A 21,176-nucleotide genomic window follows, 5' to 3' on the forward strand; every position below is an offset into this window, starting at 1 on the left:
TCCTGTCACGCATGTCCCGCCGCATGTCTTCCGTCCATTTCCCCGCCGGCCTGCCCGCACGGGTTGCTGCCCTGTCTCTGTGCGCGCTGGCGCTGGCCTCCTGCGGCAAGTCTGAAGCGCCCAAGGCCGATGACGAGCCCAAGGTCAGCGGCAATACCATCCAGTTCCCGGCCAGCGTGAAGACGCTGCCGGGCATCGCCGGCGAAGCCGCCAAGACCGGCGGCGAGCGCATGCTGAGCCTGCCCGGCCGGCTGGTGTGGAACGAGGACAAGACCGTGCGCGTGTCGACGCCGTTTGCCGGCCGCGTCACCGAGATCCTGGTGCAGCCCGGCACCACCGTGAAAGCGGGCCAGCCGCTGGCCAGCCTGACCTCGCCCGATTTCGGCGTAGCCCAGGCCGATGCGCGCAAGGCCGCCGCCGACAGCGCGGTCGCGGCCAAGGCGCTGGCACGGCAGCGCGAGCTGTACGGCGCCGGCATCATCGCGCAGAAGGAACTGGAACAGGCGCAGGCCGACGCCGCGCGTTCCGCGGCGGACCTGCAGCGCACCCAGGCGGCGCTGGGCCAGTACGGCGCGGCCGCAGGCGGCGCGGGCGCCGTCAACCAGCGCTTTCCGCTGCGCAGCCCGATCGACGGCCTGGTGGTCGAGCGCAACATCAACCTTGGCATGGAACTGCGCCCCGACCAGCCGCCCGCCGCGCCGCTGTTCCTGGTGACCGATCCGACCACGCTGTGGGCGCAGGTCGACGCGGGCGAGGCTGACCTGAGCCTGTTCAAGCCGGGCGTGGACGTGCAGCTGACCACCGCTGCCTGGCCCGGAGAGACCTTCTCCGGCACCGTGATCAAGATCGCCGACTATGTCGATCCCACCGCGCGCAGCATCAAGGTGCGGCTGATGGTGCCCAACCCGGAGCGCCGCCTGAAGGCGGAGATGTTCGTCACCGCGAAGCTGCCGGCCGCATCGTTCAAGGGCATCGCCGTGCCGTCCAAGGCCGTGTTCCTGGCCGAGAACCGCAACTATGTGTTCGTGCGCACCGCCGCCAATACCTTTGAGCGCCGCCTGGTGCGCGTGGGCGTGACGCTGCCCGGCACCACCGAGCTGCTTGAAGGCGTGAAGGACGGCGAGACCGTGATCACCGACGGCAACCTCTACCTGCAGGACATCCTGCGCGATGCCACGGCCGTGAACGCGGCGCGTGCGTCCGAGAAGAAGTGAGGACGGCCGCCACATGATTTCGCGCATCGTCAGCTTTGCCCTGCACCAGAAGCTCTTTGTCTGGCTGGGCCTGCTTATCTTCGTCGGGGGCGGCCTGGCCGCGTTCAAGAACCTGCCGATCGAAGCCTTCCCGGATGTCTCCGACATCCAGGTCAACGTCATCACGCTGTACCCGGGCCGCGCCGCCGAAGAGGTGGAGCGCCAGGTCACCATCCCCATCGAAACCGCGCTGGCCGGCACGCCCAACGCGGTGCGGGTGTTCTCGCATACGCAGTTCGGCCTGTCGTTCATGATGGTGACCTTCAATGACAAGGCCACCGACGTGACCGCGCGCCAGCAGATCCTGGAGCGCCTGCGCAGCGTGGACCTGCCCGACGGCGTGCATCCGGACCTGGCGCCGCTGTCCACCGCGATCGGCGAGATCTACCGCTTCCGCCTGACCGGCAAGGGCTATACCGCGCAAGAGCTGCGCACGCTGCAGGACTGGGTGGTGGAGAAGAACCTGCGCCAGGTGCCGGGCGTGGCCGACCTGGTCACCATCGGCGGAACCATCAAGCAGTACGAGGTCAATCCCAACCTGGCGCGCATGCGCGATGCCAAGATCTCACTGTCGCAGCTGTTCACCGCGCTGCAGCGCGCCAATGCCAACGCCGGCGGCGGCGCCGTGGCGCACGGCCGGCAGCAGTTCCTGCTGCGCTCGCTGGGCAGCTTCCGTACCTCGGCCGATATCGCCAACGTGGTGGTGGCCGAGAACAACGGCACCCCCATCCTTGTCAAGGATATCGCCGACGTGAGGGTCGGCAGCGCGCCGCCGCAAGGCCTGATGGGCCAGGACAACGAGGACGACATCGTCTCGGGCATCGTGGTGATGCGCAAGGGCGAGAACCCGTCGCTGGTGCTGGAGGCGCTGAAGAAGAGGATCGACCTGCTGGACGACCAGATCCTGCCCAAGGGCGTGAAGATCGTGCCGTACTACGACCGCTCCACGCTGATCGACAAGACCCTGCACACCGTGTTCGGCAACCTGGTGGAAGGCGCGCTGCTGGTGATGGCGGTGCTGTACCTGTTCCTGGCCAACGTGCGTGCCGCGGCAATCGTGGCGCTGATCATCCCGCTGGCGTTGCTGTCGACCTTCATCGGCCTGACCTGGGTGGGCATTCCGGCCAACCTGCTGTCTCTTGGCGCGATGGACTTCGGTATCATCGTCGACGGCGCGGTGATCGTGGTCGAGAACATCTTCAAGCGGCTGGGCGAGCTGAAGGAGCAGCAGATCAAGGACAGCAAGGCGCGCCTCCTCGCCATCCTGCAGGCCACCACGGAAGTGGGCCGTCCGACCGTGTTCTCGATGGTCATCATCATTGCGGCGCACATCCCGATCTTCACGCTGCAGCGGCACGAGGGCAAGATCTTCGCGCCGATGGCCTACACGGTGACGGGCGCGCTGATCGGCTCCCTGATCCTCTCGCTGACGCTGGTGCCGCTGCTGTGCCACCTGCTGCTCACCAAGAACATCGCGCACGACGACAACTTCATCGTGCGCCACTGCAAGCGGCTCTATGAGCCGATGCTGGCCTGGGCGCTGGACCACAAGAAGCTGGTGGTGGGCGCGGCGGTGGGCCTGCTGGTGGTGACCGTGGGCGTGGGCAAGTTCCTTGGCAGCGAGTTCCTGCCCGAACTGGACGAAGGCTCGATGTGGGTCAGCTTCGACCTGCCCGCGTCGGTCTCGATCGATGAAGCGCGCGACCAGGCGCGGCTGCTGCGCGGCGTGATCCGCAAGACCCCGGAGGTCAACACCACCATCTCCAAGGTGGGCCGCCCCGATGACGGCACCGATCCCAAGCTGATCAACACCGTCGAGATCCTGGTCGACCTCAAGCCCGAGAAGCAGTGGCGCGACGGCTTCAACAAGCGCGGCATCATCGGCGAGATCGACAAGAACCTGCGCCAGCTCCCCGGCATCGAGCCCAATTTCTCGCAGCCGGTGCGTGACAACATCCTGGAGAGCATCTCGCAGATCAAGGGCCAGATCGTGATCAAGGTCCAGAGCGACAGCCTTGAGCACAACAAGCAGGTGGCCGACCAGATCCTGGCCAACGTGCAGTCGGTCAAGGGCGTGATGCGGGCCTTTATCGACCGCGACGGCGAGCTGCCGCAGTACGTGCTGGAGTTCGACCGCGCCCAGGCCGCGCGCTACGGCATCAACGTGGCCGACGTGCAGGACCTGATGGAAACCGCGCTGGCCGGCAAGGCCGCGACCGAGCTGTGGGAGGGCGAGAAGCACTTCAGCGTTGCCGTGCGCCTGAAGCCGTCGGAGCGCGCGCTGCCGAACCTGCCCAATATCTTCATGCAGACCGCGGACGGCGCGCAGGTGCCGCTGTCACAGCTGGTGACCTTCCGCGCGGCATCCGGCGCGATGAACATCAGCCGCGAGAACGGCCAGCGCACCACCTCGATCGGCATTTTTATCCACGACCGCGACATGGGCAGCGTGGTGAAGGACATGCAGGCGCTGGTGGCCAAGAATGTCAAGGCCGAGGACGTCAAGATCAGCTGGTCGGGCGAGTTCGAGAACCAGGAGCGCGCCATGGCGCGGCTCTCGATCGTGGTGCCGCTGTCGGTGCTGGTGATCTTCCTGCTGCTGTTCAATGCGTTCAAGTCGTTCAAGAGCGCCACGCTGATCATCTCGAACATCCCGTTCGCGCTGATCGGCGGCGTGTTCGCGCTGTTCCTGACCGGCATTCCACTGTCGGTGTCGGCGGCGATCGGCTTTATCGCGCTGTTCGGCCAGGCGGTGCTCAACGGCGTGGTGATGGTGACCTACTTCAACCAGCTGCGCGATGAAGGTATGCCGGTGCGCCAGGCCGTGCTGACCGGCTCGATGGACCGGCTGCGCACGGTGCTGATGACCGCGCTGCTGGCCATGCTGGGTTTGTTCCCGATGGCCATCTCGCGCGCCATCGGCTCGGAGACGCAGCGCCCGCTGGCCATCGTCATCATCGGCGGGCTGATTACCGCCACCATGCTGACGCTGATCGTGCTGCCCACCCTGTATGAATGGATGGTGGGCCGCAACTGGCCGGACGAGGAGGGCGACAAGCCCGACGAGAGCCGGTTGACGCCATCGATTGCGGGCTGATGACAGGGCCGCGGTCGCGGCCTGTGTGGCATTGCAGACAGGCCCCAGGCATGACGCCGCCCCCACACCGGGCGGCGTTTTTTCTTTTAAGGCGCATTCCACAAGTCCCTCCGCAATCCGGTGCATGCCCCGCCGTGTGCGTCGCCCGAATCGCAATGTCGGAATAGTCTGACGCTCCTTTCGGAGCCGGACGCCTGCTTCCCATATTTCCCCGAGCCTACTCTGTACTTACGGCATGGCCAGCAGCATAGCCGCCGGCCTCTCATGCGTACCCTGACGCATCCACCCGGAAAGGAGATCGACATGTTGAAGAAATGGCTGACCGCAGCAGTGTGTTCGATGATGGTTGCCGCACCGGCGGGATTTGCTTTGGCCCAGATGACCGCGCCAGCAACCACGACCGGAACGGCTGCAACCGGGACAAAGGCGGACTATGACGCCGCGGTGAAGCAGGCTGATGCGGACTACAAGGCTGCCTCCGCCAAGTGCGATGGCATGAAGGCCAACGCCAAGGACGTTTGCAAGGCCGAGGCCAAGCGCGACCGCGATGTGGCCAAGGCCCAGGCAGAAGCCCGCCGCGACGGCACGCAGAAGTCGATGGCCAAGGCCGAGAAGGTCAAGGCCGACCGCGACTATGACGTCGCCAAGGAAATGTGCGACGACAAGAAGGGCAATGACAAGGACGTTTGCAAGAAGGACGCCAAGGCCGCCCATGAAAAGGCACTGATGGCTGCCAAGGTCGACAAGGCCGCGGCGACCGGTTCGCGTGCCGACGTGGCGGAAGCCCGCGCCGACGCGAAGAAGGACGCCACTGACGCCGCCTACAAGGCCGACAAGGAACGCTGCGACGCGCTCTCGGGCGAGTCCAAGGACAAGTGCCAGGCCGATGTGAAGGCCAAGTACAGCAAGTAAGCCTTCGCGGTGTCCCGCCAGCAATGGCGGGACACGCACCGCACCACACGCAAGGGGACGCCTCTGATGGCGCCCCCTTGCCACCGGATGAAGGAGCACGACATGAACTGGGACCAGATCGAAGGCAAGTGGGAACAAGTGAAGGGCAAGGTCAAGGAGAAGTGGGGCAAGCTGACCGACGATGACATCGCGCAGATCAACGGCAAGCGTGATCAGCTTGCCGGCCGCATCCAGGAGCGCTATGGCTACACCAAGGAGCGCGCCGAGGAAGAAATGAAGGCGTGGGAACGGGACACGCGCTGGTAAGCAGGGCGTGGCAGCACGGCAAGGCGGGTCGCCAGCGGGCGCCCCGCCTTGTTTCTTGTGTGGCGCGTACTCGATTCCCCTCAGGCACCCCCGGAACGAGGGGTGTTTCGGCGTAAATCGCACAGCATTAAGCGCGGATTAGCTCTGAATGCAACCAAATGATGCACGCGCCACCCGCGCAGGGCATACCATGTCGCGTCGCCGACCCCACCATCCATCCGGCCTGCTTTCGCGCTCCGCATGTACGCAGCCTTGCCCGCCTTCGTCTCGTCGATCTTCCTCGGTTACGGCCTCTATGTGCTGGTGACCAAGGGGGTGACGCGCGTCTCCACTTCGTTCTTCCTGCTGTGCGTGACCACCTTCGCCTGGCAGGGCACGTGGGTGTTCCTGTTCCAGGCCTCGCATCCCGATGTGGCGCTGGCGCTGGCCAGGCTCGGCTACCTCTTCATCCTGTTCCTGCCGACCACGTTCTACCACTTCATTGCCGAAGTCACCGAGTGCCGCCGCGAGCGGCCGTTGCTGCTGGCCTCCTACGGCCTGAGCCTGGTGCTGGCGGTGCTGCTGCTGACCACCAACCAGGTGGTCTCTGGCTACTACAGCTATTTCTTCGGCGACTATCCCAAGGCCGGCCCGCTGCATCCGCTGCACCTGTTGCAGACGGTGCTGGTGGCGCTGCGCAGCGCCTGGCTGCTGGTGGCGGCGCGGCACAATGCAACGGCTGAACGCCGCAAGCGCTACAAGCTGTGCCTGGTGGCGGTGGCGCTCTATTCGCTGGCGGCGGTGGACTACGCCGTCAACTACGGCGCGGCCTTCTATCCGCCGGGCGTGGTGTTCGTGGCGGCAAGCCTGGGCATCCTGGCGGTCAGCGTGGTGCGCTACGACCTGATGCATCCGTATTCGCTGGCCGCCACCGTGGCGCACGAGGTGCGCACGCCGCTGGCGACCATCCGCATGCAGGCGCAGGAGCTGGCGCGCACCTGGCCGCAGGTGCTGCACGGCTACCAGCTGGCGGTCCAGCAGGGGCTGTACGAGGACCGCATGCGGCCCGGCCAGCTTGAGCGCGTGTCGAGCCTGGTCGGCGCCATCACGCGGGAAGTCGATGGCACCAGCACCGTGATCGACATGGCGCTGGCCTCGGTCACGCTGGAGCGGCTGGACCGCAGCAGCTTTGCGCCACACGGCATTGCCGACTGCGTGCATGCGGCGCTGGAGCGCTACCCGTTCCAGGGCGAGGAGCGCGGCTGCGTGCAGGTTCGCGGCATCGACCAGGACTGGCGCTTTGTCGGCTCCGACACGCTGCTGGTCTATGTGCTGTTCAATCTGCTGAAGAACGCGCTGCATGCGATCAGGGCGGCCGGCGGCGGCCACATCGACATCACCGGCGCGACCGAGGGCCAGTACCACGTGATCCGCTTTCGCGACACCGGCCCGGGCATTCCGGCCGACGTCATGCCGCGCATCTTTGATCCGTTCTTCTCCACCAAGGCGCATGGCACCGGTGCCGGCCTGGGCCTGGCCTTCTGCCGGCGCGTGATCGAGACCTTCGGCGGGCGCATTGAGTGCGAGTCGGTGCCGGCCGTGCATACCACCTTCACGCTCAGGCTGCCGCGCTTCACCGCCATGGCCGACAGCCGACTGCGCACCAGCACCGCCGGCTGACCCACGGCCGGCGGTGCCGGATTCAGACTCGCACGGGGTCAGCCGCCTGGCTCAGCTGGCCAGTGCCGGCAGCACCAGTTCATATTCCCTGACCCGCTCGATGATGCCCGCCGGAAAGCGCGTGATGCGCTTTTCCCGGTCGGCGAAGACGATCTGCTGGTAGCCCAGCGACACCGGCTTGCCCCCCACGCAGAACCGGAACAGCAGGTAGGCCGAGCATTGCCGGACCTGGAAGGTGTTCAGGTAGCAATCCACGCGCTGGAACGGGAACGTCTCCTCGACATACTCCTGGTGCGCACGCTTGGTCACGAAGACGCCGCCCGCGGCCAGCAGGTTGTCGTGGATGCATTCATGGAACCACCGCTCCCGGCAAATGCCCTGCCACTCGAAGTAGCGGGCGAAGTAGGTATTCATAAAGGCATTGGAATCCTTGAGATAAATGTCGATCGCATGGTGGAAGGTCTTGTGCGAAGCCGTCTCGAACGCGTCGGGTGCCAGTTGGGCCGTGCCGCGGTTCAGGATTTGGGGGATCACGTCTCGCATCAACATAAATTGACTCCTTGAGATGGCCGCAAGCGGCAGCCACGCCTGCCCCCGGGAAGGTTGGGGCATGGTGGCATTCTGTCCGCTTGGGCAGTGGCAGGGTGGGCGCTGAAGTGGGGGTTCCTGCACGTTTCGGCGCGTGACGCCCGGTCGACAAACGCCCGGAATGCATGCCCGGGCCTGGCAAAACCGGAGAGGCATGGATCGGCGTTAACCCGAGTAGTCTAGGTTTATAGACTTTCATATAGTCATCCGACTTGGCTGCCTTTGGGCGGTCACTGCATCGCCCGTTTCCCGACCTCCCTTGCCGCATGGCAGACACCACCTCCAGCGAACTCCTCTCGCGCAGCCGCCAGCCGGTCTACCTGCAGCTGGCCACCATCTTCCGCCGCCAGATCGAAAGCGGCGCCTGGCGCCAGGGCGAGCGCATTCCCTCCCTGGAGGAACTGTGCCGCCAGTACGGCGTGGCGCGCATGACCATGCACCATGCCTTGTCGATGCTCGACGAAGAAGGGCTGGTGGAGCGCGCGCGCGGGCGCGGCACTTTCGTCAGGGCACCGTGCCAGGCGCGGCGGCAGGTGTCGCTGTCGACCAGCTGGGACGAGGCGGTGGCGGTGGGCGCGCAGCTGGACACCGAAGCGATGGTCGAGTCGGCCGGCAACGTGCCGCTGCCCGCCGATCTCGGCATGCCGTGCCCCGGTGAGCGCGCCGCCGACTACCACTTCCTGCGCCGGCTGCACCGGCTGGAAGGACGGCCGTTCGCGGTGGGCGAGGTCTATATCGAAGCCGGCGTCTTTGCGCGCGAGCCCGAGGCCTTCCGCCAGGGCGCCTCGGTGCCGGTGCTGGACCGCTTCCCCGGCCTGTCGGTCAGCACCGCGCGCCAGCGCCTGTCGATCGTCGCGGCCGGGGCCGAATCCGCCGCAGCGCTGGCGCTTGCCGTGGGCGCGCCGGTGGCTGAGCTGCGCCGCTTTGCCTGTGTCCCGGGCGAGCGCGGCGAGCTGATCGTCTACTACGCACGCATCGAATTCCCGACCGAGTTTGTCTGCCTGGATTTCGACCTGCTGGCGGCGCGGCCGCGCCCGGCCTGACGCCCCCAGTGCAACCAATGCCAACCTGCTGACCCAGAACCTGAGCGGAACCCGAGACATGGAAACTACCCAACCGATGAACGGCGCCGAGAGCCTGGTCAAGACCCTGCTCGCCAACGGCGTGGACACCTGCTTTGCCAACCCGGGCACCAGCGAAATGCACTTCGTCGCGGCGCTGGACCGCATCCCGGGCATGCGCTGCGTGCTGGGCCTGTTCGAAGGCGTGGTCACCGGCGCGGCCGATGGCTATGCGCGCATGGCCGGCAAGCCCGCCGCCACGCTGCTGCATTGCGGCCCGGGACTGGCCAACGGCCTGGCCAACCTGCACAACGCGCGCCGCGCGCAGACGCCGGTGGTCAACATCATCGGCGACCAGGCCACCTACCACCGGCCGCTGGACGCACCGCTGACCGCGGATACCGAAGGCTGGGCCCGTCCTGTCTCCGTGTGGACGCGCACGGCCACGCAGGCTGCGTCCGTCGGCGCCGATGCCTCGTCCGCGGTGCAGGCCGCATGCGCCGCGCCGGGCGGGGTCGCCAGCCTGATCCTGCCGTCCGATGTGTGCTGGGATGCTGGCGGCGTGGTGGCCGCGCCGCTGCCGCCGCTGGCGGTGCCCAAGGTCTCGCCCGACGCCGTGCAGCAGGCCGCGCGCGTGCTGCGCTCGGGCCAGCCCACGCTGGTCGTGCTGGGGGGCAGCGCGCTGCGCGAGGCGCCGCTGGCCGATGCGCACCGCATTGCCGCAGCGACCGGCGCCCGGCTGATCTCGCCCATGTCCAATGCGCGAGTGTCGCGCGGCAGCGGCCGCCTCGCGGTGGACCGCGTGCCATATTCAGGCGACGTCGCGCGCGACAAGCTGGCCGGCATCCGCAACGTGATCCTGGTCGGCGCACCGGCGCCGGTGACGTTCTTTGCCTACCCGGGCAAGTCGCCGCGCCCGTATCCGGAAGATGCCGTGATCCATGTGCTGGCACGTCCGGAGGAAGACCTGGCCGAAGCGCTGTCCCGGCTGGCTGACGAGGTGGGCGCACGCAATGCGCCACTGCCGGCTGCCGCGGCGCCCGCATCGGTGGAGCCCGCGCGCGGCGCGGTCACGTCCGAGGCGGTGGCACGGACACTGACCGCCTTGCTGCCCGAACAAGCCATCGTGGTGGAAGAGAGCATCAGCTTCGGCCGCGCCTTCTATCCCGGCACGGTCCATGCGGCCCCGCACGACTGGCTGCAGCTGACCGGCGGCGCCATCGGCGAAGGCCTGCCGCTGGCCGTGGGCGCGGCGGTGGCGGCGCCGGACCGGCGCGTGGTGGCACTGCAGGCCGATGGCTCGGCCATGTACACGCTGCAGTCGCTATGGACCATGGCGCGCGAGCAGCTCGATGTCACCGTGGTGCTGCTGGCCAACCGGAAGTACGCCATCCTGCTGGGCGAGCTGGCGGGCGTGGGGGCCAACCCGGGCAAGACCGCCCTGGACATGCTGGACATTGGCAATCCCGACCTGGACTGGGTCAAGCTGGCCAACGGCATGGGCGTGGAGGGCGCGCAGGCCAGGGACATGGAAAGTTTTGCCGACCTGTTCCGCATGGCCAATGCGCGCAAGGGGCCGTTTGTGATCGAACTGGTGATCTGAGCGCGGCGCTTTCCGCATTCAAAAATCCAGCCTTTGGCAGATGTGAATTGTTGCAATGCACAGACTGCGGCAAGCTCATTGCCGTGCCATGGAAAGCCCATGGCGGCACCATCAAAAGTGAAGGAGACTCCATGCCCCAACAAGAAGCGGCGGTGGGTCCGGACAAGGCTTATGCGGAGCAGCTCGCCGCTGGCCAGTTCCGCGTCCAGCATTGCCAGGACTGCAAGCGCCACGTGTTTTTCCCGCGCAATATCTGCCCGCACTGCGGCGGCGACACGCTCGCCTGGGTCGCGCCCAAGGGTAGCGGCACGGTCTATTCCACCAGCGTGATCCGCCGCAAGCCGGAAGCCGGCGGCGACTACAACGTGGTGCTGGTCGATCTGGATGAGGGCGTGCGCATGATGAGCCGCGTGGAAGGCATCGCGCCCGCCAGCGTGCGCATCGGCATGCGCGTGCAGGCGCGCGTGGCGCAGGGCAAGGAAGGCGAGGCCGCTCTCGTCGTGTTCGATCCGGTGGAGGGCTGAAGCCATGAGTTTGTCCAATTTGCGTGGCAGCGTCGCCATTGTCGGGGTCGGCCAGTCGGGCATGGGCGAGGCCCACGGCAAGACGGAAATGGAAATCCTGGTGGAGGCCGCCAAGGCCGCCGTCAGGGATGCGGGCCTGTCGATGCGCGACATCGACGGCATCGCCACTGCCAGCGTCGGCGCCAGCATGTGGGTGATGCCGGTGGCCGAGTACCTCGGCATCAAGCCCAAGTTTGTCGACAGCACCATGATCGGCGGCTCCAGCTTTGTCTCGCACATGCTGCCGGCGATGATGGCGCTCGAATCGGGCCAGTGCGATGCGGTGCTGGTCTGCTACGGCAGCAACCAGCGCACCTCCACCGTCGGCCGCGCCGGCATCTCCAAGGTGCGCGCGGTGCTGGACCCGCAGCCGTATGAGCACCCGTACAGCCCGCTGCAGCCGATCACGTCGTATGCACTCGCCGCGGCGCGCCATATGCACCAGTACGGCACCACGCGCGAGCACTTGGCCGAGGTCGCCGTGGCCGCGCGCAAGTGGGCGCAGCTCAATCCGGAAGCGATGATGCGGGACCCGCTCAGCATCGACGACGTGCTCAATGCGCGCATGGTTTCCGACCCGCTGTCAGTGCGTGACTGCTGCCTGGTCACCGATGGCGCCGGTGCCTATGTGATGGTGCGCGCGGACCGCGCCAGGGACCTGGCCAAGCCGCCGGTCTATGTGCTGGGCAATGCCACCGCCACGTGGCACCGCCAGATCTCGTGCATGCCGGACCTGACTGTCACGGCCGCCAAGGAATCCGGCGAGCGCGCCTTCGCCATGGCGGGCCTCAAGCCGTCTGATGTCGATGTGGCTGAGCTTTATGATGCGTTCACCATCAATACGCTGCTGTTCTTGGAAGACCTGGGGTTCTGCGCCAAGGGCGAGGGCGGTCAGTTTGTCAGCGGCGGCGGCATTGCGCCGGGTGGGCGGCTGCCGGTGAATACCAATGGCGGTGGGTTGTCATGCGTGCATCCTGGGATGTATGGGATGTTCATCACTATTGAGGCGGTGCGGCAGTTGCGGGGGGAATGTGGGGAGCGGCAGGTGGAGGGTGCCGAAGTTGCCGTGGTGCATGGGAATGGAGGGACGTTGTCTAGTCAGGCTACGGCGATTCTGGGGACTGCGGCGACGGTTTAATTGTGTTTTGGGCTTGGTGCCATTACGGTCGCTTGTCGCCCTTGGCGGGCGTGGCTGTTTCGCCGGCGTAGCCGGCGAGTCACTTTTTGTCCGAGCGACAAAAAGTAACCAAAAAACGCGTCGCCTATGCGGCTAGCAATCAATTCCACGGTGGTGGTAGTTCGCACGGTGGTGCTTTCCGTTTGGGCGTGGGTGCCCGTTCGACCCTGCTACGCCATGTGAGTCAGTGACAGTGCCTACGTTAACCTACTATTGTACGATCCCCATGCAGGGCGTAGGCCGCCTGCTGCCGACGGCATCGCGGGGACGCCTACGGCTGCTGCGCAGGCTCAAAATGCGCTGACGGTCATTGGGCGCTTGCGCGGAGCGCAGCCGAAGGCGTTGATGCGATATCGCTGGAGAGCGCGGGCCACCGCCCGACTTGGGGATCGTTCAAAAGCCGGTTATCGCAGGCACTGGCACACACTCACATGGCGTTAGCAGGGTCGAACCGCGACCACATCCAAACGGCAAGCACCGCCGCCCATATGACCGACGCCGCGTAATTGATTGCTAGCCGCATAGGCGACGCGTTTCTTGCTTACTTCTTGTCGCTTGGACAAGAAGTAAGTCGCCGGCTACGCCGGCGAAACAGCCACGCATGCCAAGGGCGACAAGCGACCGCATGGCGCACAACCCAAGCCCACCTCAATCCGCCAACTCACTCCACCCTTGCTCACCCCCCAACCCGGGCAATAGTCGCACCACATATTCATGCAACCGCGACAATTCAAACGCAATCCCATCCGGAAACCCCTGCCGCCCACCCCGCTTATCGATCAGCAACTCAACCAGGAAAGCATGCAGAGCCGCCGGATTGGCAGCAAGCGCAGCCAACTGGTTGCCGATGCGTGCATATCGGCGGCATAGCTCCACGGGGCGCGCCTCGGCCGGCAGCGACGCCAGCCACCGCATGGCGACATCTGAAAGCAAGGTATCTTCCGGCGACGGCGCTCGCCGCACGCCGCTCCAGTCAGGCTCGGCTTGCAATGGCGGCGCACCGTCCAGTACCTTCTTTGCTTCCTCAACGGTGACGAATTCAAAAGAGAGGGGTTCCATGCCGGCTCCGGAATCAGACCAACGCGCACCGCTGCGCATTAACTCGCATTCTAGCGATTACGGCGCCTCGCAGGCTATCTTGACAGCCATGCCAGCCTCAGCCTTCGTGCGCCTTCTTCGCTAGCGCCTGTCAGCGCGCGGGGCATCCGGTCTCCCATGCGGGGACGAGCGCGCCGTCGCGCGCGAAGCGGAACTGGCCGTCGAGGTAGCCCAGGCCGAACAGCGTCAGCACCTGCGTGTAGTAGCCGGGCTGGCCGGTCTGCGTATCCACGCGTTCGGGCGGGAAGCCCTTGGCCGCCACGTAGTCCGCCAGCGGCGTGAAGGCGCGCAGCAGAGCGGCGCGCTGGGGCGCGTCGCTGGCCAGCATGCCGGCCCACAGGTAGACGCGGATCGCGTTGTAGGCGCTTTCGGCTTGCGTTTGCGCATCGGGCAGGAAGCCCCGCCCGGTCTCGTATTCCACCCAGTCCGGCGAGAAGCCGCGCGGTGCGGTGTCCAGCATCAGCCTGGCCGAACTGGCCACCAGTTGCTGCCAGGCCGGTTCATCGGGCAGCAACGTGGCCAGCCGGCGCATGACCTGCATCGGCACGTAGCTTGGGTTGAGGCGCCAGCGGCGCTCGCTCAGCTTGAATCCCTGCGTTCCGGGCAACACGGTGCGGCCCAGGCCTGGCAGCACCGCCGTTTCCTCGCGCAGGATGCGCCGGGCCATCAGCGTGCCGAGCGCGGTGAAGCGCCGCTCCTGCCAGAGCCGGCCGGCCTCCAGCAGGGTGTAGGCGAGCCACAGGTCGGCGTCCGAGGCCGGGTTGGCATCGATCACGCCCCAGCTGTCCGCGGCCTTGCCGGCAGACCTGGCCTGCTCCGGCGGCAGCCGTCCCCAGATCCAGGCCGGCAGGTGCGCGATCCGGTCCCCCTGAGCGAGGTTGTTCTCGGTCCACGCAAGCAGCTTGTCGAAGCTGGCGCGGTCATTGGCGGCGAGGGCAAATAACAGGCCGTAGGCCTGGCCTTCAGACACCGTGGCCTGGTTCTCGGTACTGGCGTCGATCACGCGGCCGTCGGCGCTCAGCAGGGTTTGCCTGAAGGCATCCCAGTCCGCCCACTTGCAGACCGGGGCGCTGGCAGCCGGGGCGGCCAGCGAGGCACAGGCCAGCGCACCGGCGAGCAGCCATCGGGTCAGGCCCGTCAGCGTGCGCCGCATGTCAGCGCCCGTTGCGCCGTGCCGCCAGCCACGAGGCGGAAGGCAGTGCGCCGTGACGGCGACCAGGAGCGGAGCGGGGCGGATCATATGCAGGATGCGGGTTCTTAGCATGCGTCCGGTTACAGGTGCCGCGCCGGCGAGGGCGTGGTGGCTGCGCTGCGCACGGATTTACCGGGAATTTCGAGCCATGTCCCGGCTCCGCCCGGCAGATACCCTGATCGCCACCTGCACTGCAACTCGGAGCAATGTTCAAGCCTGTGCGGGGCAGTGTAGACCTAGAAAGCACCGCGCGAGCCACATTTCCACCGGGTCTAAAAAAAGATTCAGGGGTGATATAGAAAAGCAGAAACGCCGCCCCTGGCAAGGGGGCGGCGTTTGCGGTTGGCAAACCGGCCGCTTCAGGCTACCTGTTGGCGGCGCAGCGGCAACCGCCTCACCCGCAGGTTCCGTCGGCCACGCACACGCCGCGCGCCACCATCTCGCCCATGAAGTCCATGGAAGCCTGGTCGGCAATCGCGTCGCGCAGCGCATCCAGCGCGGCATCATGGGGATCGCTGGCATTGCCGGCCTCGAGCGGCGTGTCATGCCAGCGCCGAGGTACGGCAGCGGGGTCGATATCGACCCCGGCTCCTGTTGCCAGCGCCGCCAGCACGGAGGACTCCGCTTCGGCCATGGCGTCGGCAGACAGGTCCCTGGCGCGCCCCTGTCCGAAACTGTCGAATGCCTGGCCCGGCGGCCCGCCCAGCAGCTTCCACAACGCCAGTTCGGTCAGCGGCGAGCAGTTCACGGTGCGCCCGCCCAGCACCAGGCCATGCAGCCGCAGGGGGTTCGGCTCGCCCTGCGCGAGTCCGCCCTCGCAGCGCACCATCAGCGCCCCGCCCGGCACCCGGGCCAGGCGGAATGCGCCCTTTGCATCGGTGCTTGCGTTGCGTACTTGTCCTTGCGCATCACGCAACTGCACGGTAGCGCCTGCCAGCGCGGCCCCGACCGCAGCTGTGCCGCTCACTTCCGGCACATGGTCATCCCCGCATGCTGCGACAGCCGCGACCCCGCATGCGAGCACGAGGTGGCGCCAGGATCGAAGGTCCTTGCCCATGGTTGCTCCGCCTAAGGTGCCAGGGTGGCCAGCTCGCGGCGCGAGCGGTTGAACAGGCCGCGCGCCAGCGGCGTCGGGCGGAAGTCAACGTCAAGCGGCGAGATCGTGATGAACTTGGCCAGGAAGGCCGGCGTCTCGGCAATCCGCGCCAGCGCTGCCAGTTCGGTCTCCGGCGCGCCCACGTCGATCGATACCGTGTTGTCGGCATTGCGCTTGTAGGCGGTGGTAAAGGAATCCACCGTGCCAGGCGTGGTCAGGCGCACGCCGGCAGGGGTTCCGCCGGCGACGATCGGGTAGTTGATGCTCAGCGGGTGGGCCACCGGCAGCAATGGCTGGCCGGCAGTGCGCGTGGCTTCCAGGCTGGCAATTACGCGGGCCAGGAAGGCCCCGGCCTTGGGGAACGCAGCCACGGTGCTGCCGAAGCCGGTGCGTGCTTCGGCAAAGTCCACGCCGACGCTCAGCGCAATGCCGGGCACACCGCGGCGCGCGGCGAACAGCACGTTCATCACCGTGCCCGAGTGCGGGATGGAGTCCGACAGGTTCTCGCCGAAATTGGCCCCGGAGACGACCAGGTCCGGCACGAAGCTGCTTTCCGGTCCGACGATCTTCAGGCCCATGGCGGTGGCGTCCACCGGCGAGCCGCTGCCCAGGTAGTCCGGGTTGGTGGCATTGAGCGCGCTGCCCGCGACAAAGGTGGTCTTGACCCGGTGCACGCAGAACGTGTCGGCGCTGCCGGCGAGCGGATCGACCACCAGCCGGGTGCGCCCGTCGGGCACGGCATAGGCAGCGCCCGAGCCGCTCTGGTTGCTGGCCGGGCCTACCGTGATGACGCGGTGGCCGGCGTCCTGCAGGGCCTTGCGGACCGCGCTGATGCCAGGCGCGGCGCAGCCGTCGTCATTGGTCAGCAGCACATTGAGTGCCTGGGCGGGGCTGGCCGCGGCAGCCAGTGCGGCGGCCGCGATACCGAGGGAAGCGAGCCGCAGGCAGGCGCGAAGTCGAAGCATGGGAACCTGTCTCCTTATTCTTATGCGTGGTGCAAGCAGTGCCCGGCCGCGCAGCGGCGCCGCCAGGCTTGATGGAAGCCGGGGCGGCACCGTCACGGCACCAGCAGGCCCCGTTTGCGCGCCAGCGTGATCGCCGTATCCTCGATCATGTCCTCCTGCCCGCCCACCAGCCGCTGCCGGCCGAGCTCGACCAGGATCTCGCGCGCGGGAATGCGGTACTTGGCCTCGGCGCGCTTGGCGAACAGCAGGAAGGACGAATACACGCCGGCATAGCCCAGCGTGAGCGCGTCGCGGTCGATGCGGATGGGGTGGTCCATGATCGGCACCACCAGGTCCTCGGCCACGTCGGCGATGCGGTATACGTCGACGCCGGTCTCGATGCCCGTGCGCTCGCACACGGCCACCAGCACTTCCATCGGCGTATTGCCGGCACCGGCGCCCAGTCCCGCGGCGGCGGCGTCGATGCGGCTGGCGCCGCAGGCAATCGCGGCGAGCGAATTGGCCACGCCCATGGCAAGGTTGTGGTGGCCGTGGAAGCCCAGCTCGGTCTCGGGGCGCAGCGCCTGCCGCACGGCGCCCAGCTTCTCGGTTACATCGTGCGGCAGCATGTGCCCGGCCGAGTCGGTGATATACAGGCAGTTGGCACCATAGCTTTCCATCAGCAGCGCCTGCTGCACCAATGTCTGCACCGGTGCCATGTGCGCCATCATCAGAAAGCCCACGGTATCCATGCCCAGCTTGCGCGCCATGCCGATATGCTGCTCCGAGACATCGGCTTCGGTGCAGTGGGTGGCGACGCGGATGGTATGCACGCCGATCTCATGCGCCATGCGCAGGTGGTCGACGGTGCCGATGCCGGGCAGGAGCAGCGCGGAGACGCGCGCCTGCTTCAGTTCGCCCAGCACCGCGCGCAGGTATTCCTCATCGCTGTGCGCGGGGAAGCCGTAGTTGACCGAGGCGCCGCCCAGGCCATCGCCGTGGGTGACCTCGATCAGCGGCACGCCGGCGGCGTCCAGCCCGCGGGCGATGCCTTTCATCTGTTCCAGCGAGATCTGGTGGCGCTTCGGGTGCATGCCGTCGCGCAGGGTCATGTCGTGCAGGGTGATGCGTTGGACCATGGCTGGCTCCTCAGGCGTTGGCGGCTTCTTGCGCGCTGCCGGCGCGCATGGCGGCGGCGATGCACTCGGCGGTGCGGGCGGCCGAGGCGGTCATGATGTCCAGGTTGCCGGCATACTTGGGCAGATAGTCGCCCAGGCCCTCGACCTCCAGGAAGATCGAGACGCGCTTGCCGTCGAACACCGGGCCGTTCTTCAGCGTGTAGCCGGGCACGTACTTGCGCACTTCGGCAATCATGTCGTGCACCGAGGCGGTAATCGCGGCAACGTCGGGCGCATCGTCGGTCAGGCAGTGGATGGTGTCGCGCATGATCAGCGGCGGCTCGGCCGGGTTGATCACGATGATGGCCTTGCCCTGGCGCGCGCCGCCGACGGCTTCGATCGCGCCCGCCGTGGTGCGCGTGAACTCGTCGATATTGCGGCGCGTGCCGGGCCCGACCGAGCGCGACGACACCGTTGCCACGATCTCGCCATAGGCCACCGGCTGCACGCGCGATACCGCGTACACCATGGGGATGGTGGCCTGCCCGCCGCACGTGACCATATTGACGTTCATCTCGTTGCTGCCGATATGGGCGTCCAGGTTGACCGGCGGCACGCAGAACGGCCCGATCGCCGCCGGCGTCAGATCGATCACGCGCACGCCGCGCGCGGTCAGCTTGGCCGAGTGCTCGGCATGGACGTAGGCGGAGGTGGCATCGAAGGCGATGCGGATATCGTCGGCCTCCAGGTGCGGCAGCAGGCCGTCGATGCCGTCGCTGGTGGTCTTCAGCCCCAGCTCGCGCGCGCGCGCCAGGCCTTCGGAGGACGGCTCCACGCCGACCATCCAGACCGGTTCCAGGATGTCGCTGCGGCGCAGCTTGTAGAGCAGGTCGGTGCCGATATTGCCGGGCCCGATCAGGGCACATCGGATCTTGTTCATGGGGTCTCGCTTGGCAGAGTCAGGAAGTCAGGAAAGTCAGGAAAGTCAGGAAGTCAGCAGAACATGGCGCTGCAGCCGCCGATGCCGGTGATATGCATGGACAGCCGGTCGCCCGCCTGCACCGGAATCAGCGCCGCCAGCGAACCCGACAGGATGGTCTCGCCGGCCAGCAGGGGAATGCCGAAGCTGCCCAAGGTGTTGGCCAGCCACGCCACCGCGTCGGCGGGATGCCCCAGCGCGGCGCTGCCAAGCCCGGTGGCCACGCACTCGCCGTTCTTCTCGAGGGTCATCGCGCATGCGCCCAGGTCCAGCGCGTGCGGGCAGACGCGTTCCTCGCCGAGCACATAGACGCCGCAAGAGGCGTTGTCGGCGACGGTGTCCTCGATGCGGATGCGCCAGTCCCGGATGCGCGAATCCACGATCTCGAAGCAGGCTGCCACCGCTTCGGTGGCGTCGAGCACATCGTCGCGCGTCACGCCCGGGCCGCGCAGGTCGCGCCGCAGGAAGAAGGCAATCTCGCCCTCGGCGCGCGGCTGGATCAGGGTATCGGTGGGGATGGGCTGCCCGGCTGCGTACTGCATGCTCTGCAGCAGGATGCCGAAGTCCGGCTGGTGCACGTCCAGCATCTGCTGGACGGCCTCGCTGGTCACGCCGATCTTCTTGCCGGTGATGCAGTCGCCGGCCGCCAGCCGGTGGGCGATAAAGCCTTGCTGGATGCGATAGGCAGCGTGGACGTCGAGCCCCAGTCCGCGGCCGCTGAGTGGCGGCACCGGCGAGCGCGTGACCAGCGCATGGTGGAGTTCATTGCTGAGCGTGGTGATCAGGTCGGCGTTCATGGCAGGGGAGGTCGGGCCGCGCTGCCGCGGCGGCAGCGCGCCGCGGCAGTTCGGGTCAGGGCAAAGGTCAGAACGAATACTTGGCGTTGAAGGCTACGTAGTCGCGGTCAGCCAGCGGACGGTTGGCGATGTTGGCCCCGCCGATGAACGCGGCGTAGGTCAGGTTGAGCTCCAGGTTGTTCAGGTACTTGAAGGTCAGCCCGACGCTGGCGCGCTTGTCGCCATAGCCCATCAGCGTGCCGAAGGCGCCGGCCACCGCAGACTGGCCGCTGAACTGCTGAGCGTAGGTGAGTGGCACTGACATGTCCCAGCCATCGAACACATTGTTGTAGGTCAGCGACCAGCCCACCTGGAACGCCGCCGAGTTGCGGGTGTTCGACAGCTTGCCGAAGCCCATCACCGGGTCCACGCCCAGCACGTGCAGGTAGGCGACTTCGCCCAGCAGCGTCTGCGAGTCGGCCAGGAAGGTCGGGCCCACCGAGTAGATGGCAGAGAGCTGGCCCTGCAGTGCCCGGCCGCGTGTCGCGGTGGGCGAGCCGGCCACGTCTACCAGCATCGGCACGCCGTCCTTGTAGCTGACTTCACCGGCAACGTTGGCGCCCAGCACCTGCGTGGAGAAGCTGGCGCCGGTCAGGTTGATGCCGCCGTAGAACTTCTGCTGGTACTGCAGCGTGGGGAAGAGCGAGGTGACCACGCTCGGGTTCTTGTCGTGATAGCGCAGCTGGTAGAGCCCGATCTCGGTGCTTTCAAATACGCGGAAGCGCGCGCCCACGCCCCATTGCCCCCAGTCGGAGGGGCGGATATCCGGGCCGCGCGGGATATTGAAGCCGGGTCCGATAATGAACTCCGCGCCCGGGCCGACCACGTCGGAGGTGCTGAAATAGCTGCCCGGCGCGAAGATCTGGTTCGGCTTGTAGGTGAACTGGTAATAGCCCATCACGCTGAATGCCGGCGTGACCTGCAGCTGCAGCGAAGCCTGTGGCACCGGCAGCAGGATGTCCTTGACCTCGGCCCCCGGCACGAAGGCCTTGGTCGCATCGGCAGGCCCTTGCGCGCCGGCGATATTGGCGAAGAACAGGCTCTCGCCCCAGGCGACCACCTGGTTGCCCAGCTTGAAGCTCAGCTGCGTGTCGCCGATCGGCGTCGCGCCATAGACATAGGCATCGAGCAGTTGCGCGCGGTGCTCGTGATAGTCCTGCGCGGAACCGGTGAACTGGTTGAACGGGCCGCTGTGGTTGACCGTGAACGGCGCATTGTTCGAGTTGGTGCCGCTATAGGCCCAGTCCTGGAACACGCTGCCGCGCACCAGTGCCCCGAAGGCATCGTGCTTGACATGCGCTTCGCCCAGCAGCGAGACGCGGTTGGCGATCATGTCGCCGCGCTTGAAGTTGCGGTTGCCGTCGTCGCCGTTGATATTGGCCGGGCTCAGCAGCGTGTTGCTCTGGTGGCCGGTGCGCACCGCCGCCCCGTAGGAGGCGGTGACGCTGTAGTCGAGCGTGGTGTCATGGCCAAGATCGATGGTTTCGCCCGCCCTGGCCGGCGTTGCAAGCAGCGCGGCCAGTGCCGCCGCGGCAGCGATTGGCCGCAGCCGGTTGCGGCGTTTCAGTGGGCCGGATGGTGGATGGTGCATGGTGGTCTCCCCGTGGTGTCGGTGTTGGTTCATTGCCTGGCACTTCGAATGGCGCTCGCCTGGTCGCAAGCGTAGAGAGGGGCGGCCATGCACAAATCGGCAG

General features: G+C 67.0%; 18 protein-coding genes. 9 read left to right on the forward strand and 9 right to left on the reverse strand.

Features of this window, described 5'->3' with window-relative positions:
* Positions 1 to 23 precede the first annotated feature (23 nt).
* From KB879_RS20345 to KB879_RS20365, 5 genes are all read left to right on the forward strand, one after another.
* Positions 24 to 1,214, forward strand: coding sequence for an efflux RND transporter periplasmic adaptor subunit (locus KB879_RS20345; protein ID WP_041228800.1), 1,191 nt, complete (start codon positions 24 to 26; stop codon positions 1,212 to 1,214).
* A gap of 13 nt (positions 1,215 to 1,227) precedes the next feature.
* Positions 1,228 to 4,350, forward strand: coding sequence for an efflux RND transporter permease subunit (locus KB879_RS20350; protein ID WP_013952224.1), 3,123 nt, complete (start codon positions 1,228 to 1,230; stop codon positions 4,348 to 4,350).
* Positions 4,351 to 4,653: 303 nt separating this feature from the next.
* Complete coding sequence (locus KB879_RS20355) at positions 4,654 to 5,262, forward strand: hypothetical protein (protein WP_013952225.1); 609 nt, start codon at positions 4,654 to 4,656, stop codon at positions 5,260 to 5,262.
* Between the two features lie 102 nt (positions 5,263 to 5,364).
* Complete coding sequence (locus KB879_RS20360; RefSeq protein ID WP_041228550.1) at positions 5,365 to 5,568, forward strand: CsbD family protein; 204 nt, start codon at positions 5,365 to 5,367, stop codon at positions 5,566 to 5,568.
* Positions 5,569 to 5,808: 240 nt separating this feature from the next.
* Positions 5,809 to 7,227 carry a sensor histidine kinase gene (locus KB879_RS20365; RefSeq protein WP_013952227.1) on the forward strand — a complete coding sequence of 473 codons (1,419 nt, stop codon included), beginning with the start codon at positions 5,809 to 5,811 and terminating at the stop codon, positions 7,225 to 7,227.
* A 51-nt stretch (positions 7,228 to 7,278) separates the two neighbouring features.
* Here KB879_RS20365 and KB879_RS20370 read toward each other — a convergent pair whose 3' ends face one another.
* Positions 7,279 to 7,776 carry a thioesterase family protein gene (locus KB879_RS20370; RefSeq protein ID WP_041228551.1) on the reverse strand — a complete coding sequence of 166 codons (498 nt, stop codon included), beginning with the start codon at positions 7,774 to 7,776 and terminating at the stop codon, positions 7,279 to 7,281.
* Between the two features lie 305 nt (positions 7,777 to 8,081).
* Here KB879_RS20370 and KB879_RS20375 point away from each other — a divergent pair, with 305 nt between their 5' ends.
* From KB879_RS20375 to KB879_RS20390, 4 genes are all read left to right on the forward strand, one after another.
* Entirely contained in the window at positions 8,082 to 8,858 is a 777-nt protein-coding gene (locus KB879_RS20375; protein WP_013952229.1) for a GntR family transcriptional regulator, read from the forward strand.
* Between the two features lie 76 nt (positions 8,859 to 8,934).
* Positions 8,935 to 10,479 carry an acetolactate synthase large subunit gene (locus KB879_RS20380; RefSeq protein WP_013952230.1) on the forward strand — a complete coding sequence of 515 codons (1,545 nt, stop codon included), beginning with the start codon at positions 8,935 to 8,937 and terminating at the stop codon, positions 10,477 to 10,479.
* Between the two features lie 131 nt (positions 10,480 to 10,610).
* Positions 10,611 to 11,003: a Zn-ribbon domain-containing OB-fold protein gene (locus tag KB879_RS20385; protein WP_211979679.1), complete on the forward strand. Its 393-nt coding sequence runs from the start codon at positions 10,611 to 10,613 to the stop codon at positions 11,001 to 11,003.
* A gap of 4 nt (positions 11,004 to 11,007) precedes the next feature.
* A complete protein-coding gene (locus tag KB879_RS20390; protein WP_013952232.1) occupies positions 11,008 to 12,180 on the forward strand; it encodes a thiolase in 1,173 nt (390 codons plus the stop codon).
* Between the two features lie 687 nt (positions 12,181 to 12,867).
* On the opposite strand, the gene KB879_RS20395 is transcribed toward KB879_RS20390, so the two are convergent.
* The 8 genes from KB879_RS20395 to KB879_RS20430 all read right to left on the reverse strand — a co-directional run bounded on the left by KB879_RS20395 (position 12,868) and on the right by KB879_RS20430 (position 21,073).
* Positions 12,868 to 13,278, reverse strand: a complete 411-nt coding sequence (locus KB879_RS20395; RefSeq protein ID WP_013952234.1) for a hypothetical protein — start codon at positions 13,276 to 13,278, stop codon at positions 12,868 to 12,870.
* 130 nt (positions 13,279 to 13,408) lie between these two features.
* Complete coding sequence (gene bcsZ, locus KB879_RS20400) at positions 13,409 to 14,470, reverse strand: cellulose synthase complex periplasmic endoglucanase BcsZ (RefSeq protein ID WP_211979680.1); 1,062 nt, start codon at positions 14,468 to 14,470, stop codon at positions 13,409 to 13,411.
* A gap of 433 nt (positions 14,471 to 14,903) precedes the next feature.
* Positions 14,904 to 15,566, reverse strand: coding sequence for a hypothetical protein (locus KB879_RS20405; protein ID WP_013952236.1), 663 nt, complete (start codon positions 15,564 to 15,566; stop codon positions 14,904 to 14,906).
* An 11-nt stretch (positions 15,567 to 15,577) separates the two neighbouring features.
* Entirely contained in the window at positions 15,578 to 16,570 is a 993-nt protein-coding gene (gene surE, locus KB879_RS20410) for a 5'/3'-nucleotidase SurE (protein ID WP_013952237.1), read from the reverse strand.
* A gap of 92 nt (positions 16,571 to 16,662) precedes the next feature.
* A complete protein-coding gene (gene dmpG / locus KB879_RS20415) occupies positions 16,663 to 17,688 on the reverse strand; it encodes a 4-hydroxy-2-oxovalerate aldolase (RefSeq protein ID WP_013952238.1) in 1,026 nt (341 codons plus the stop codon).
* A gap of 10 nt (positions 17,689 to 17,698) precedes the next feature.
* Positions 17,699 to 18,607 carry an acetaldehyde dehydrogenase (acetylating) gene (locus KB879_RS20420; protein ID WP_013952239.1) on the reverse strand — a complete coding sequence of 303 codons (909 nt, stop codon included), beginning with the start codon at positions 18,605 to 18,607 and terminating at the stop codon, positions 17,699 to 17,701.
* A gap of 53 nt (positions 18,608 to 18,660) precedes the next feature.
* Positions 18,661 to 19,443 carry a 2-oxopent-4-enoate hydratase gene (gene dmpE / locus KB879_RS20425; protein WP_013952240.1) on the reverse strand — a complete coding sequence of 261 codons (783 nt, stop codon included), beginning with the start codon at positions 19,441 to 19,443 and terminating at the stop codon, positions 18,661 to 18,663.
* Between the two features lie 67 nt (positions 19,444 to 19,510).
* Positions 19,511 to 21,073 carry a DUF1302 domain-containing protein gene (locus tag KB879_RS20430; protein WP_013952241.1) on the reverse strand — a complete coding sequence of 521 codons (1,563 nt, stop codon included), beginning with the start codon at positions 21,071 to 21,073 and terminating at the stop codon, positions 19,511 to 19,513.
* Positions 21,074 to 21,176 lie beyond the last annotated feature (103 nt).

Origin of the sequence: Cupriavidus sp. KK10 (assembly GCF_018223725.1) — a bacterium.
GTDB classification, from domain to species: Bacteria; Pseudomonadota; Gammaproteobacteria; order Burkholderiales; family Burkholderiaceae; genus Cupriavidus; species Cupriavidus necator.